Below are 14,423 nucleotides of genomic sequence, written 5' to 3'. Positions count from 1 at the left end.
TCTCACCTTTTTAATATGAAGAAATAAATTTTTCACCAGTAGATTGTAACAGGTCTTTTAAATGGTTAAATGCTTCTTCTAATCTAGATATTGCCTGATATCTTTGTTCGTTATCCTGAATACTAAGATTATTTAGTGCTGTTTGAAAGTGCTGTTGTAATTGTTGACGCTCATTTCCAATTTTCACGACTGTATGACAAGCTACGCGAGCATCTGCTCGCCATTGTTCAATAGCGTTTTCTATATCTTTTATTCTCTGATCATCTTCATGACTTAGATTTTTAAGATATTTAATATTTTCCAGGCATGATGTTATTTGATTATTCCTTATTTTTTGCATAGCTTGTAATTCTTTCTGCAATAATTTAAGGTTTTCTGGCTCTAATGGGACTAATTCTGCTATCTTATTTAGCAAATCAGGAAGTACCCAAGAACTGCCGAAACAATCATGAGAACCATGTCCAAAACGCAGAACTCGGTACTGCTGTTTTAAGAGTGAAAACGGAGTAGCAGTCAACACTAAAACAGCACCACTGAAGTTTTCTACTCTCAGCATTGGCAGGTGTTTTAACTGGTTTTCTGCCATGATAATGACGGATTGTTTGAAAGCCTTCGATTTATGTAGATGTTCATTTTCATCAATAAATAACGTGGGAATATTATTCAATGTAGAGATAACACTGGCTGTAGCAACACTTGTTAAACTGTCCCTAAAAGCTAAAATTGTATTAAATTGAGATTTAATTTTCCTCACAACTAAATCAATAGATTGTAAACACAGTTGAGTGTTAAGGACTTGATCAGCCGCTACTACTATATTTGGATTGATTTGCTTTTCAGAGAGTGTAGATGAAGCAATATGATGGATTAAAGTTGCAACATCTTGTTTATCACTATTATTTCTCCTGGTTATCTGCCACTCACTATCTAATAAATTTATCAGGTAATCAGCTTGTTTTTGGCTATACTCTGAAATACCCAAACCGTTAAGCCACCATGATGGATGCCATACTTCTTGTTGCTGAGAATATACTGCTAGATAAGTCTGAGAAAGCAATGACAGTGCTGGCAGTAATTCTAAAGTTTTACAGCAGATAAGAGGCAAACTTAAGGATTTTCCAGTTACATAGTCAGCTATCTCTTCAATATCTTGTAGTTTAATTGCAAAATTTGGCGCTGTTGGACGTAATATTGGCAAAATACCTTCTTTAACTTCAGGATTGCCAGGAGTATTAAACTCAAAAATATGTTGAGAATTTAAATTACAACTACGCCAAAGTTGTTCATCACTAGAATGAAAAAATATAGCATCTATGAATGTAGGTAATTTGCTTTTGGGAATAATTACCCCTTCTGTATCGCTATGGTTAAATTTTCTATAATCACTGTTGGATGCAATGATGTATACTTCAGCAAAATTATTTAATAAAGCTTTTGCCCAAAGAGAATTTCTATTATCTCTGCAAATCACACAAGCAGTTAGGTAAGGTTGAATTAATTGTATGTTATTCATAATTGATGTAATGTTGGTGTTAGTTTACTTTGTAGAAGCAATTACTATTGTGTCTGCTTCCATGTATACAACTCCCGGACTCATAAATCCACTTTCACTAATTGCCATTTGGCACCATAAATTCAAAATAGTAGTCCTAGTATTTTTAGCAATTTGTGACATATTTATTGTTGGCTGTTGAAATGTTTTACTATTAATTTTCGCTAGACTGTCTGGACTATCTAACGATGGTTTTTGAGCATTCCAGTTAAGTTGTATTTTTAAAACTCTAACTGCTTCATAAAAGCATACACTACGTACTAAAGATTTTCCGGATGAGCTTTCTTGATTTGTATGGCGTGGGGTAAATAGACAAATAAATAAGTCATAGAGAGCAATAGCTGAAGTGCGTGCCGTTTCTTGCTCCTGTAAAGCGAAAATTGGACTACTAGCGTGTGAACAAGCAATCCAAGTTTCAGGGTCATTTATGAAAATATCTGCATTTCCGTAAACTTTTTGATGAGCCATTAATGCTATAATATAAGCAGAGCCAACGCAAAGATTACGCTTTGCACTATTGTTGGTTTGACCACAAAAAAAAGCACCAGTCAGACATTTTAGTGACTCATGAATATTATTAGCTGATGCCTCATTTTCCCACCAAGCGTTAGGTAGATTAATGTATAAGGCATCGGTGATTTTCCTTTTGTATTCACTAGCGTGAAAAAAATCATTATCGTCTTTTGACTCAAATAAGAATTTTCTCACTTCTCCAAAGTTATGCTTCACTAGGATTGTTGTATCATCGCTTAAAAACCATCTATCCGAGTAACGCCATAGTCGGTATAGAGGATGTTCGTCAATATCTAACCAAGACAAAAAAGCTTCAGGTAGTTGCTTATAATCCTGCTTACAAGAGTGAATTAATGGTTTTGAAAAACATTCTAAATCATAAGGGTTAGGTATATCTTCCCCAGAACTAGCACCAGCAATACTTAAATGAGCAATTTTTTTTGCTCTTAGAGGTTGATGTTCTTGCCAATAATCCACAAAATCTATCCCATGTGCGTTACTTCTCGTAGTTTGCTGACCATGATAATAATCTACTAGTAAGTATAGCTTATAATTTTGAAATTGTAGTTCTCTTATCCAAGCTTGGATAGTCTCAACAATTAATTGAATATCTTGAGTTTGAGGTGATTGAGGTAAGTCAAAAAAACCAATTGCTAGAATATCATCACGACGGCTCAGTTTATCAAAAATTACTTTTAAACCATAGCCATGTGCATTTGGAGGAGAATCATATTCAACCAATTTAAAACTGTCATCAACAACAATTACTACTTTTTGTCCTTGCTCTTGATTCCAGACATATCCTAAGCATTGGTCATTTTGATTTAAATATTGTCTTATTACTGTCATAAATATAGGACTCCTATTTTATTTTTGAACAAAACTCTGTACACTTTAATATTCTGAAATCCTCTTGCTTTCCTACGGAAGTAATTTCAGGAATCAAACCGAATTTCTATATTACTTTTTATTAATAACTGTATACCATAAATCATCTTCTACTGGTGGCACTACAATCTCTAAAATGTCTTGCATACGATTATTTAAAGACTGATAAAATGTCATATCTCTTGGTTCTTCTTGTTGTAATAGTTTGAGTTGTTTGCGATTTTTAATAATTACTTTATCTTTCTCTACTTGTATCAGTAAATATGGACCTGATTGACCAGCACATTTAGCACGGAAGGCATGATATGCTGCTTGCCAAAAACAATGATGAAAACAAATAGCAAAACCTCTCCATCGTAACCAATCTGGACTATCCCCATCTGACCATTCAATAGCTGCTTCTAAAGAACTTTCAAATACCTCATTACTAAATATGGAGACTGGTTTTAAACTTGCTGAAATTTCCAAGGCTTTATCGACTGTTTTTGTATCAACTTTTTGAGTTTCAATATCACTTGTTTCTTCTAAGGTGCGAGTGTATGTTGCACGTCGTAAAGCATGACGTAGACTAATATTAATCAACTCATAAAAAACCTGTTTATTGGTTAAAGTCTCCCATTCAGGAAAATCAGGTTCTGGTTCTTCAGAAATATTTTTTGACGCTTTAAGGTCAAAGTTACCCCAAATCTCTATTAAGGATTTCAATTGCCAAAGAGATGATTTTGTTCTCGGTTTCAGGGATTCTTTTGCCGGATCATCCCAAACTTCAGCTACTAAACCAGCCGCTTGATGTGCTATTTGTCTAGATTGTTCTTCTCTACCCCGCATTTGAATTTTCTCAGCTTCTTTTTTCCTTAAAAGTAGTTCTTCATATAAACCGGGAATATTAATACCTACTATCTTTTTCTGCCCATCCAATTCTTCTTTAATTAAATTTCTATGTTTTTCTGTTAACCATGTGGGTCCATAAATATCGACACCATGTTCAGAATAAACTAACATAGTATTAGTCGAAGATTTATTGGTATTTTCTCCGGTTTTAGCAACATTAAAGTTCACAAAATAATCTTTTACTGTTTCTAGAAATAAATCGGGTAAGCTTAGGTTATTTTTCAATTTCTCCTCTATTTTTGATAAAGCATCAAATTTCAGAGAAAACTTCAGTGTTTCTGAGACTGTTTGAATAACATTATAAAGTTTAAAATACTTTTGTCTTTGAAAAATTTCTGGTGTTTCTGGCTCTCTTGTATCCCATTGAGCAAATAAATATGCCATGCCAGCAAACCAGTAGTTATCAATGATTAATGGAAAATGAATCAGATAATTCTTTAAAAAATTTGGATGTTCATTAGTATAGGGAGTTTTATGGATTAAAGACTTCTCTACACAAGCGAACCAGGCTTGAGAAGGGTCATTATATAATTGCCTCGTCCAAACCTTGTCATTTCTAAGTCGGCTTTTCTCGATCTCTGTTAAATGCGATAGTCCTAGATTCTGAGCCATTGTTAATAATATATCTTTGGTGTTGGGTTGGTTTTGACAAATAAACAACCCATCAATCATTTTCTGGAATTTGTTTAAATCTTTTTCTTGACTACCCAAAGGAAGTAGATTACCTAGTTTCCAGGCTTCATAAATAACAGCAGTAGCACCAAAATTAGTAGGAATAAATTCTATTTCGTATCGCGTAATTAATTTTTTAATTATCTGTTTTATTTCATCTAATTCATCTTTGTCTAGAATTTCACCTGGCTCTAATTTTTTTATTCTATCGTAATAAATTTTGTCTAAACGCTGCATGACTTCCGCCATATCTGATATACCAAACTCATCAGTTTCTTGGGTTTCCCACTTAACTGATTGCCAGTCTAAATTCCGAAAGTTAGCATTATCATATAATCTCTTGACATCATTTAATAATGATTCTGTTTGGAAAGTGTTGAATAATTGGTCAGAAACATGAGGATCAAATCTTCTTCTAATAACTGTTTCTTCTTGATTCTGATATTTATAATTAAATAAAATCTCAAAAATCAAAAAGTTAGGGTGATAATTATTAATAGAGTCGTTAAACTGGACATACCTTGCAGATTCAGCATCAGTCATAGAGAAAACTGCTAAAGCTTCTTGAATCCTTTCAACATAACTGGAAAAATATGGGTTAGAAGTCATAAAGAATTTAGCCACTTACTTTTTATTACACTCCTCTTTGGAGATTATACCAGTTCAATATGTTATCCTATCCACAGTAAATATAAAAATTTACATATAGACAATACTTTAGCCAATTTTCAAAATATAGGTCTGAAACCCAATAAAATCGTGAAGATATCAATAGGGTTTCAGGGGTTTGGCTAAGGTATTGATAGAGATATAATTATAGTTACAGCATAGATGTATTTCCCGCTTCGTAAACGCTAATAATTTTCTTACGCAGATATGCCGAGTAGAGTTTTGTCTTATTTTTTACTTTTATCTTCTCAATTATTGTACCAAACCGTTACACAAAGTGCTGTATTTTTCGTTGTTCAGCATATTTTTATATTGATATTCGTCCCAAGTACAGTTAGGATCTTTCACGTTGTAATCATCGTATACCGCCTTAGCTAAAAGAGAATCTCCACCTAAACAATGAGAAAAACAAGCTTTATGACGGCAACTTGACTGGTCGTAACTCATAATTGCATGATAAAAAGGTGAGTTTATTGCTAATGCTTTGTGGTAAATATTTTGGATATCTTCCATCTGAATATTGCTGACAGCTAGGTGAGTATAATCTTTTTGGGTTAAAGGTTCACATCCTCCGACTACATAACCATCTGATGAAATCCGCAAAGTGTGTCGCCAGTATTCAGGAATTAATTCTGGGCGAAGTGTGATGGTTATAGAGTCATTAATGTGAATATTTTGATATAAGTGTCCATATTCATCTTGACGAATCTTTTCTGGAATTAGCCAACCACTTTCTATTAAAGCTGGAATAAAGGCAGCACAATAAGCACAAATTTCTACTAAAATCGTGACTGATTTAGAAATTTTAATTGGCTGAAGAGATTGAGATAAGCTGTCTAAAAAGACTACTATATCCTTGGATTGTAGCTGGTAGTTTTGCATTTTTACAGCCATCAAAGGACCAATATCAAACCATTGTATTTCTTCTTCAATAATAAGTTTATGAATTAGTTTAATAACTGAATCATCATTGAAGCGGTGGAGTGTAGTAGCTACAATTACTCTTTTGGCTAACTGGTGATTTACAGCAATTCTTAAGTTTTTTAAGACTAAATCAAATTTACCTTTTCCTCTAATTGCATCATGTTCATCACGTAAGCCGTCTAATGAAATATCTAAATAATCGAGTTGAATTTGCTCTAAATTATCAGCATATTTATCAATAGCTAAACCATTAGTAACTCCACCCATCTTGATTTGGGGATATTTTGTGCGAAGTTTAGCTATATGTTCAAACAAGGGGATTGAACGGTTGGGAGTAAGAGCATCTCTATCTGTGACTGCAATTAATCTTGTACCCATTTGCTCGATCATTTTTGTGACTGTGTTTAGTAAGATTGGCATGGGTGTTAATTGGCTGATCATAGCGCCACTTTCATAACCCAAAAAGCAATGTTGGCATTCTAATCCACAAGTATTGCCTATACCTAGTTCTAACTGTATAAGACCTGATGTTTCAACTAAATTTTGATAAAGTTGATAACTAGTAATTTGTTTTTGACCTACTGATAACCATTGTCTGACTATATTGATATCATAACCAATAGCATCATTGTGCTTTGCATATACTCCTCCTTTACTAGCTGCTAGAGACATATAAAACTAACCTCCTCATTCACCTCCTCAAACTTGGTTAATCCTCTAAAAGAAATTTAGTTTTGAAAATTGCTAGATTCTTCTTTAAGTTTTGTAAAATTGGTAAAGAGTGATCTCCTTTGTCTAGCGAGATGATTGTATACTTGTCCACTTCTTATAAAACCTCCGATTTAGAGACGAAAATTATGTAACAATTAACCAAGTTACAACAAAACTTATTTTTAGCATTAAATTCTCTATCTATTACCCCATTAGGGATGCAAGCGATACCCCAGATAAAAGCTTGTAACCAGGTTACAAGAACTGACTTGCTAATTCTGCCTCTGTAGAGTCTATACAAGCAACTTTCTGAAAATTTTCATCGATTAACCTCAAGAATCGATACTTGTAACTGCTGATGTTGTCTATTGTGGTAGGTGATGCAGTTTGACACACTACCACAATTTAGATTATCTTCTAGGACAAGAATCGGACGTTAAGCAATTAAGGATTTTGCCATCCTTCATATGCAGCAAGCACTATGTCAATTGCAGGGTGACTGCACAATTGCTTAAATGCTTCAGTTCCACCAGATTTAATGGCAGAAACAATCTTAGCCTTAAGTTCTGGTCTCTTTTCAATTTCCCGCTTCAAAGCCTCAGCAAATCGCTGTTTTTGCCAATCAGTTTCGATAGAATAGATTGGTGATACAACATCAACTATCGCATTCATTTCCTGGGCAGATTCTACTACATCCGGGTTGGTGAAATAATTATTTTGTACTCCGATTTGCTCTCCTTCAACTTTATCTTCGTTGAAGAAGACACCATTGCTATTGGATACATAAATGTGCTTAATAGTCATTTTATTTTCCTTATCTGAATGAATGTTGATGGTGAATAAGACCATACTAAAATCAACCCGAAGGTTTTTTACTAGTTGAAAAAATTGTGCTAATGGAGTTTTTCCCCTATTAATCTTGTTTACCTTATGAGTCTGTTGATTGAGATTTATGATAAGATTAATTACTCGCTCATAAGTTTCCTCCTGGTTGTGGTCTATTTCCTGTTTATTAATGACTTCAATTACACCAGGCAGAACTTTTAAAGATACAAATTCTCTCCAAAATCCTGGTTCATTCAGCTTACCTTTGTTGTAAGGTGAGGCGGTGATGAAGATAAACCTAGTAGCTATACCACGATTAATAAGTTCACGGATAACGCCTCTTCCTTGCAAGCGTTGTAATTCTCCTTCTTGCCCAAGAGTAAATAAAATTTCATCAATCAGGGCTATCTTGATGTTGTATTTTGTGGCAAAGTCTATAGCTTCAATTGAATTTTTGGTAGCATAGCAACTGATTCCTGCATTTTCTAACTGGCTTTTATGTAACGCCAGCCATTCTTCACTGTCGTCTAAAATTAGCACTTGAGGATTCATCGAGATAACCACAAAAAAGTTTTTCCAGTTTTCGTAACTGTTATGCCAAATATGGGTTTATTTACCCCACAACCCATATAAATAAAGGATTTTATTGTTTTTGATACCAAATTTGTCAAAATAACCAATGAATTAACGTAAAATCCTTATACAACAAAGATTTTGGGATTTAAGAAAATAATTTAGCATAACAAGTACCGAAGAGCCAAAAGTTTTTCCAGTTTTCGTAACTGTGACTGTTGACGATCTGAATCAGGTTAATTCTACTTATCGTCTTCGTCACAATTATTTAGGTTACAAATAACACGAAAAAACTGTTATCTAAGGGAAATTCTTGTACAGCCTGGCTCTTAAGATACTAAATACAGTAATCTCATGAAACCAAGTTACAGGTATAATTTCAAATTTTATTTGTAGAATATTGATACACGCTGCATTTAGTAAGATTTTCATTTGATACCAAAGCTAGAGTTTGCATTTTTGACTAAGTAACTAGGCGATGTTCCGAAGGAGCCGTCCAAAAGATGTTCGCTTTTAGGCTAACAGTCGAGAGTGTTGAACTGTCTATTTATAATTAACTGCAAAGTACCCTGTTGATATACCTTTTATAACCATTGTTTCCAGAGTGTATCAAAATATTGGGGGTCAGTGCTTGTTCAGATTTCCTGGAATTTATTGATCAAGGGGATTCCAGCATATCTCAGTACAATTCCTAGAGGAAAAATCAAATGCAGTAGAATCTCAGAGATGGCAACAAAATTTACTCATTACTTATTAATTCATCCCATATTTGGTTAATTTTGGCGTTTATTGCATCCATTGTGATGGATTTACCTTTATAATTAAGACGCTTACAGGCTTCATAAAACAAAATCATTTGCTCGACTTGTGCGCCCTCGAAAAAACAACAACACCAAAGCGCGGTAGCGTTTTTACTACAAATTATTTGTAATTCTGGCGTTTAAAATAATGGGTTCAAAATTTTCGTGTCATAATTAAGCGTTCACGAAATTTACCGTAGGTAATTGCCTATTGATAGACTTGTTAAAAACTTTACTCTTATCAAAGGAATTGCTGCTTGCAACGGCACAATTGAACGACCAATTAAATTAATTGCTTCCCTACGTCCCGGTGTGTTTCTAGGAACTCCACAATCTAATGGGGGGTTATTCTTTTTCCACCACCCTGAATAAGACAATCCAGATAACCAGATGGGAACCCCATCTTCCACAGTGCTGCTTTGACTGAAAGCTTGCGAACTGCTTGCAGCAGCGCTTCGCTATCGCTTTCCAAACGACCTTGTTCTTTCAATATCCTCTCCAATTTGTTCGCTCCAGCATTTCCACCCTTCCCGTTGCTGCAAGGATAAGTGGTTAGTGTGGGCAACAACGAATATCCTTTTACGAAGGTGCGGCGCTCCAAACTCCGATGCCGAGATAATTTCAACTTCTGTAGAGTATCCTGCCATTCTGAGTCCTCCAAGGCACGCTCGTAATCCTCTATGGATGAATCCTTCAGGTTGCTCAATAACGACAAATTTGGGCTTGCCAATGCAGATACACCGGAGGGCTTCAAACCATAAGTTTGACTCTGGGTGTGCAAGTCCGGTTCTTTTACCTGCGTTAGATGTGCCTGTGCATGGGTGGGAAACGAAATAGACATCTATATTTTGCGGTGGTGTGTAAGTTTTAATATCAGAGTGAATAGGAATTAGTGGATAGTGTGAACGTAATACTTGTTGAGCAGAAGGAAGAATCTCTACAAATTGGTAAGTTGTGAAAACCTGATAACCATAAATTTGTTCAAGAATTTCAGTAGCTAATTCCCACGCACCAATTCCAGCAAAGTAATCAATACAAGTGAGCATAATAAAATTATTTCTGTGCTACCGCCTTTAGAGTTTGCTGTTGTTATTTAGAGCCATGAAATTAGTTAAATCAGTTGAACCACCAATGGACAGTAATAGGTTAAAGATGCTTGAAAATGATGTCGCAGAAATCTTGGAGAAAATCAGAAACTTATCCACAAAATATCCTAGCGATTCTCTTGAACAGTCTGCAATTTCTATCCAGCTAGAATTAGAAAGCTTTGTATATACCGCTAAGAAACAAGCCATTCTAAGATAACTTGAAATGGCTCGATAGCTAGGATACTTGAAATGGAAAAAATGGGAATAGTTAGAGGCTATTCCCTGTTATTTAGGGTGTTTTAGTAATAATAGAATTATATCATGAACAGAATCAATTTTGCAGGAATTGAAGGTGAAGTTAAAAGTGTTTCACCTCATGGAAATTATTTGACAATTAAACTTAGCGATAGCGAAGCGCTCCGTAGGAATCGCATTACAATTGTAGGAACTTTCAGCAATCGCTTTCACTGGGAGGAGTCGCCTGATTCTGATTCTGGATTCAAGAGCTTTATTACCTATATCGGGTTAAAATCTTATTCAGAATATCAACACTTTGCTGAATGGGTTGCATTGAATAATGGGTATTTTGAAGGTGACGACGGAACTCCAAGAGAAGCCAAGCGTGTTAAACATCCTAGCTTTCCATTGGAGATAAAAGTTAGAGGTTTAATAGCTGAGTCAGTTTTTGAATTAGTGCAGATGTAATAACAAAACAAGTTGGTGTTATTGATTTTTTAGTAACACCAACTGAAAACATGATTTTTCTTTGCTACCGCTTTTAGTTTGTGATTTGTTTATAAGTGAGAAACAATGAGTTTGTAATTGTTTGCCAAACAACGAAATTCTGAATAATTTAGTTTAGACAAGAGGTGAATCAAATGTATATTGAAGCATCAGAAGCTTGGTGTTTTGCTGAAGAATTGTCAAATAAAATCATTAATGGTGTTTGGAGTGATGTTGTTAAAAAGCTCAAACAATTAAACCCCATGCAGTCAATTTATGTATTTGATTTGATAGTTAAGAATAAAATGCTTAATCAATCAAATATTGACAGTCTTGTAAGAGTAATTTCTAATCATCTAAATGATAAGGATGAATAGATAATTTAACGTCACTGCTAGTTAATTTTGGCAGTGAATTAATTAATAAAATAAAGGAAATTATGATTAAAATAATCAATGGTAAACGTGACGGTTTTATTGGTCAAGATAAAATTTATATTGGTAGACTTAATAAGTTTTATGGTTTACAAGAAAGTTCTTTACATAATCCATTTAAAGTCAGCAGCGAGAAAGAAAGAGTTGAAAGTTGTAAAATGTTCGATAAATATTTGTACGACAAAGTTAAACTTTGGATGAATGAGGGAATACTTGATGAAACAACAATCGCTCTTAGGAATATATGCTTTAAAGTTCTTGAAGGTGTAAATGTAATCTTAACTTGTTGGTGTAGTCCTTTGCAATGTCATGGGGATGGAATTATTAGGTGTGTGAATTGGATAATTCAGCAAGATTGGTTTAAACAAGCGTATAGCGAGTATTATAAGTGATTTTATTTTGGTAGCATTTGCAAATTATTGTGAGTGCTACCGCTAATTGGTGTTGTTTTTGAGGTGGAATTTGATTATGTCTGATAATAATGCACCAATGCTGTTAGAAATTTACGAGAAATTAGGAGTTACAAATCAGTTAGATGCTTTGAATGCTATCGCTGACTTAAAAACAATTAATTCAAGTATGGAGGCAGAAATTCATACGATCTTAAATATTGACTTTGGAATTCAGGGATACTATCTCAAGGATAAGTGTACTTCTGAAAAGCTAAAAATACTTTCCATTATTGGAAAAAGATTACAAAAAGTAACTGACATTTCTAAAATTCCAGAATTAGTATCTATTGAGAATTTGCCAAAGTAAGTAGCTGATATCAAAGTCCTGGTTCTTGTAGAATCGGGGCTTTTTAAAAAGCTATTGCCAAATAGTGATGTTGTTGTAAAACTATTGCTGTTAAATAAACCTTAATGAAATCTCTAATATTTTTTGGAGGTTTCATTGAATATTTATTTCAGCATTTTATTAAATATGGACGCTACCGCGAAGAGATTTTGGGAGTCAATTGATTCCTTTTCTTTTTTTTCTTTCATTTTATTTTCTTTTAGGAGTTTCATCATGGCTATTAAATTTGTCACAAAATCTCAACAAGAAGTTCAAGTTATTGAAAAGCAACGTTTAACTTTATTAGATGCTATTCGAGTTATGAGTTGGGAACAGCATAAGCTTGATAATCCTAATTATAAACGTGGCTTAGAAGGTTATAATACAGAATTTGGTGATGAATGGAAAATAGATCCAATTCACGATAAATCTTTAGATGAATTGATTGAATTTATCCAAGAGTTAGGTTTTACCGTTGATGAGTTGTTAAGTGTCAGATCAGAACATTATTCTGAGAAGAAACTAATTCAAGAACGAGTAGCAGCTAAGAAAGCTAGAGAGTTTGGTTATGAGACTAGTCAAACGAATGGCTTTAAAGAAAGTGAAGATGGAGATGGAGATGATGAATATGGGTATCCTCCATACTAAATCTTTGCTTGATTGATTTAATAGTTTCTAATCTCTATATGAGGTTAGAAGCTTTTTTTTTAATTACAACTGGAGGAAAATAATGGTCAAGTTCGTAAGAAAATTTAAACAACAGCCGATTGATAGAAAACCTGGAGAAACACCAGTTCAAGCAGCATTCAGAAAATTAGCGGAAAATACTAAATATTTCAATGAAGTAATTAAACCACATTTAGAACAATTAGTATCATGTTATCCCGATAAATACATATTTTTGTATTATCACGATAAATGTATGATTTTTGATGGTAATTATTACGTTAAAAACAGAGAATTTAGAAGCATTTCTGACAATGAAATATATGACAAAATTGGTCAGATTTTAGCAACAATATAGATTCTGATTTTGAATAGCTCTGATTCCTATAGGAATTGGGGCTTTTTTTTAATGAATTACTAAATTTTTTACGATATTGCAGCTACCGCTAAGAGAATTTAGTTTATTTTTTTAGGACATCTTTATGCTACATCTACAACAATATCTTTCCGAATCTCAACAACAAGAAATTTTACAACATTGTAGAGAAATTGGTAAGCGATCGCCTCTTTTCAGTCCGACAATGAAAAATGGCTCTCCCTTTAATTATCAAATGACCAATTGTGGTAAAGTTGGCTGGATTTCTGACCAAAATGGTTATCGGTATGATGATAAACATCCTGTAACTAATAAACCTTGGCAGCCAATTCCAGGAGTTATCAGAAATTTAGCTAAATCTCTAGCAGCAGAAGTTGGAGATTATAACTATAAACCTGAGACTTGTTTGATTAATTATTATACTCAGAGTAGTAAATTAGGACTTCATCAAGATAACACTGAAGTTAATCAAAAATCACCAATCATTAGTATTAGTTTAGGTGATGATGGAATCTTTCTCATAGGTGGTAAACGTAGAAAAGATCCTACCAAAGAGATTATCTTGAAAAGTGGCGATATCTTGATTTTACATGGCGAATTTAGGATGTTTTATCACGGCATTAAAGGCATAATTCATGGTACATCTAATCTTCTCAAATCTGGAGGAAGATTAAATTTGACTATCAGACAAGTTTATTAAATTGTGAATAGCTTAAATAGCGATTACTCCTATTCAAAGAAGTAATCGTTATTTTTTTCATAATTTTTACGATAGTAACGCTACCGCGAAGAGAATTTGTTTTTAATGTTTTACTAAGGTTTAAACTAATGTTTTACCAGCATCCAGAAATCAAAGGTTCTATCCGTAATCTTCGCCAGTATTATCGTGAATCAGCGGGAATGAATGTGTTTTCTTATGACATATATCTCAATGATAAGCTAGTTTTGAGTGAAGATTTTGATTTTTCTTCTCAATCTCGTGAGCAAGCTTTAAGTTCAGCTATCGCTAGAGGTAATAGAATCAGACAAGATGAATTAATCAAGCATGAATTAGCTGCTGTAGGCAATAACCTTTATGTCAAATGGTGTACGGATTTGACAAAATATGGGAAAAGTATTGGTTTAACAGGCTTTTATAGTGTATTTGAAAAGGGTAGACAGTATTGTATTTATAACACTCAGAACCTTGATGAAGCACTTACTAAATTAAATGAAATAACAGCAAGAAATCAAAACGATTTACGTCGGTATAAGCAAATCCGCGAGGAAATAGATTTTTAATTAATTGGAATCCTAGCTTTCATCATGAAGGTTAGGATCTATTTCATTTTTTTCTGTGCT

At 33.7% G+C, this 14,423-nt stretch carries 15 protein-coding genes; 9 read left to right on the top strand and 6 right to left on the bottom strand.

What is annotated here, in order from left to right:
* Positions 1–10: 10 nt before the first annotated feature.
* From FJR09_RS10865 to FJR09_RS10840, 6 genes are all read right to left on the bottom strand, one after another.
* Positions 11–1,513 (bottom strand): hypothetical protein, encoded by a 1,503-nt coding sequence (locus tag FJR09_RS10865; protein ID WP_015080849.1) that lies wholly within the window; start codon positions 1,511–1,513, stop codon positions 11–13.
* A gap of 24 nt (positions 1,514–1,537) precedes the next feature.
* Positions 1,538–2,914, bottom strand: coding sequence for a hypothetical protein (locus FJR09_RS10860; protein ID WP_168652862.1), 1,377 nt, complete (start codon positions 2,912–2,914; stop codon positions 1,538–1,540).
* A 111-nt stretch (positions 2,915–3,025) separates the two neighbouring features.
* Positions 3,026–5,125: a hypothetical protein gene (locus FJR09_RS10855; protein WP_041458084.1), complete on the bottom strand. Its 2,100-nt coding sequence runs from the start codon at positions 5,123–5,125 to the stop codon at positions 3,026–3,028.
* A gap of 312 nt (positions 5,126–5,437) precedes the next feature.
* Entirely contained in the window at positions 5,438–6,781 is a 1,344-nt protein-coding gene (locus FJR09_RS10850) for a radical SAM protein (RefSeq protein ID WP_015080852.1), read from the bottom strand.
* 483 nt (positions 6,782–7,264) lie between these two features.
* Positions 7,265–8,197: a response regulator gene (locus tag FJR09_RS10845; RefSeq protein WP_015080853.1), complete on the bottom strand. Its 933-nt coding sequence runs from the start codon at positions 8,195–8,197 to the stop codon at positions 7,265–7,267.
* A gap of 1,279 nt (positions 8,198–9,476) precedes the next feature.
* Entirely contained in the window at positions 9,477–10,064 is a 588-nt protein-coding gene (locus FJR09_RS10840) for a DNA cytosine methyltransferase (protein ID WP_168651226.1), read from the bottom strand.
* 55 nt (positions 10,065–10,119) lie between these two features.
* Here FJR09_RS10840 and FJR09_RS10835 point away from each other — a divergent pair, with 55 nt between their 5' ends.
* The 9 genes from FJR09_RS10835 (at position 10,120) to FJR09_RS10795 (ending at position 14,363) form a co-directional block, all read left to right on the top strand.
* Positions 10,120–10,323, top strand: coding sequence for a hypothetical protein (locus tag FJR09_RS10835; RefSeq protein WP_254433087.1), 204 nt, complete (start codon positions 10,120–10,122; stop codon positions 10,321–10,323).
* Positions 10,324–10,427: 104 nt separating this feature from the next.
* Positions 10,428–10,811 (top strand): hypothetical protein, encoded by a 384-nt coding sequence (locus tag FJR09_RS10830; protein WP_168651224.1) that lies wholly within the window; start codon positions 10,428–10,430, stop codon positions 10,809–10,811.
* A 173-nt stretch (positions 10,812–10,984) separates the two neighbouring features.
* Positions 10,985–11,206 carry a hypothetical protein gene (locus FJR09_RS10825; protein ID WP_168651223.1) on the top strand — a complete coding sequence of 74 codons (222 nt, stop codon included), beginning with the start codon at positions 10,985–10,987 and terminating at the stop codon, positions 11,204–11,206.
* Between the two features lie 62 nt (positions 11,207–11,268).
* Positions 11,269–11,655, top strand: a complete 387-nt coding sequence (locus tag FJR09_RS10820; RefSeq protein ID WP_015081244.1) for a DUF4326 domain-containing protein — start codon at positions 11,269–11,271, stop codon at positions 11,653–11,655.
* A 76-nt stretch (positions 11,656–11,731) separates the two neighbouring features.
* Positions 11,732–12,022 carry a hypothetical protein gene (locus FJR09_RS10815; RefSeq protein WP_015081243.1) on the top strand — a complete coding sequence of 97 codons (291 nt, stop codon included), beginning with the start codon at positions 11,732–11,734 and terminating at the stop codon, positions 12,020–12,022.
* Positions 12,023–12,187: 165 nt separating this feature from the next.
* Positions 12,188–12,688, top strand: coding sequence for a hypothetical protein (locus tag FJR09_RS10810; RefSeq protein ID WP_217361118.1), 501 nt, complete (start codon positions 12,188–12,190; stop codon positions 12,686–12,688).
* Positions 12,689–12,770: 82 nt separating this feature from the next.
* Entirely contained in the window at positions 12,771–13,064 is a 294-nt protein-coding gene (locus tag FJR09_RS10805) for a hypothetical protein (protein ID WP_015080860.1), read from the top strand.
* A 124-nt stretch (positions 13,065–13,188) separates the two neighbouring features.
* Positions 13,189–13,782 (top strand): alpha-ketoglutarate-dependent dioxygenase AlkB, encoded by a 594-nt coding sequence (locus FJR09_RS10800; RefSeq protein WP_015080861.1) that lies wholly within the window; start codon positions 13,189–13,191, stop codon positions 13,780–13,782.
* Positions 13,783–13,910: 128 nt separating this feature from the next.
* Complete coding sequence (locus tag FJR09_RS10795; RefSeq protein ID WP_015080862.1) at positions 13,911–14,363, top strand: hypothetical protein; 453 nt, start codon at positions 13,911–13,913, stop codon at positions 14,361–14,363.
* Positions 14,364–14,423 lie beyond the last annotated feature (60 nt).

Origin of the sequence: Dolichospermum sp. UHCC 0406 (genome assembly GCF_009712025.1) — a bacterium.
GTDB classification, from domain to species: Bacteria; Cyanobacteriota; Cyanobacteriia; order Cyanobacteriales; family Nostocaceae; genus Dolichospermum; species Dolichospermum lemmermannii.
Note: the sequence above shows the minus strand (reverse complement) of the source record. Positions and strands in the feature narration are given on the sequence as shown.

Coding starts and splice junctions, on each gene's coding strand:
- FJR09_RS10865 (WP_015080849.1), bottom strand. CDS start 1,513: ATGAATAACATACAATTAATTCAACCTTACCTAACTGCTTGTGTGATT.
- FJR09_RS10860 (WP_168652862.1), bottom strand. CDS start 2,914: ATGACAGTAATAAGACAATATTTAAATCAAAATGACCAATGCTTAGGA.
- FJR09_RS10855 (WP_041458084.1), bottom strand. CDS start 5,125: ATGACTTCTAACCCATATTTTTCCAGTTATGTTGAAAGGATTCAAGAA.
- FJR09_RS10850 (WP_015080852.1), bottom strand. CDS start 6,781: ATGTCTCTAGCAGCTAGTAAAGGAGGAGTATATGCAAAGCACAATGAT.
- FJR09_RS10845 (WP_015080853.1), bottom strand. CDS start 8,197: ATGAATCCTCAAGTGCTAATTTTAGACGACAGTGAAGAATGGCTGGCG.
- FJR09_RS10840 (WP_168651226.1), bottom strand. CDS start 10,064: ATGCTCACTTGTATTGATTACTTTGCTGGAATTGGTGCGTGGGAATTA.
- FJR09_RS10835 (WP_254433087.1), top strand. CDS start 10,120: ATGAAATTAGTTAAATCAGTTGAACCACCAATGGACAGTAATAGGTTA.
- FJR09_RS10830 (WP_168651224.1), top strand. CDS start 10,428: ATGAACAGAATCAATTTTGCAGGAATTGAAGGTGAAGTTAAAAGTGTT.
- FJR09_RS10825 (WP_168651223.1), top strand. CDS start 10,985: ATGTATATTGAAGCATCAGAAGCTTGGTGTTTTGCTGAAGAATTGTCA.
- FJR09_RS10820 (WP_015081244.1), top strand. CDS start 11,269: ATGATTAAAATAATCAATGGTAAACGTGACGGTTTTATTGGTCAAGAT.
- FJR09_RS10815 (WP_015081243.1), top strand. CDS start 11,732: ATGTCTGATAATAATGCACCAATGCTGTTAGAAATTTACGAGAAATTA.
- FJR09_RS10810 (WP_217361118.1), top strand. CDS start 12,188: ATGGACGCTACCGCGAAGAGATTTTGGGAGTCAATTGATTCCTTTTCT.
- FJR09_RS10805 (WP_015080860.1), top strand. CDS start 12,771: ATGGTCAAGTTCGTAAGAAAATTTAAACAACAGCCGATTGATAGAAAA.
- FJR09_RS10800 (WP_015080861.1), top strand. CDS start 13,189: ATGCTACATCTACAACAATATCTTTCCGAATCTCAACAACAAGAAATT.
- FJR09_RS10795 (WP_015080862.1), top strand. CDS start 13,911: ATGTTTTACCAGCATCCAGAAATCAAAGGTTCTATCCGTAATCTTCGC.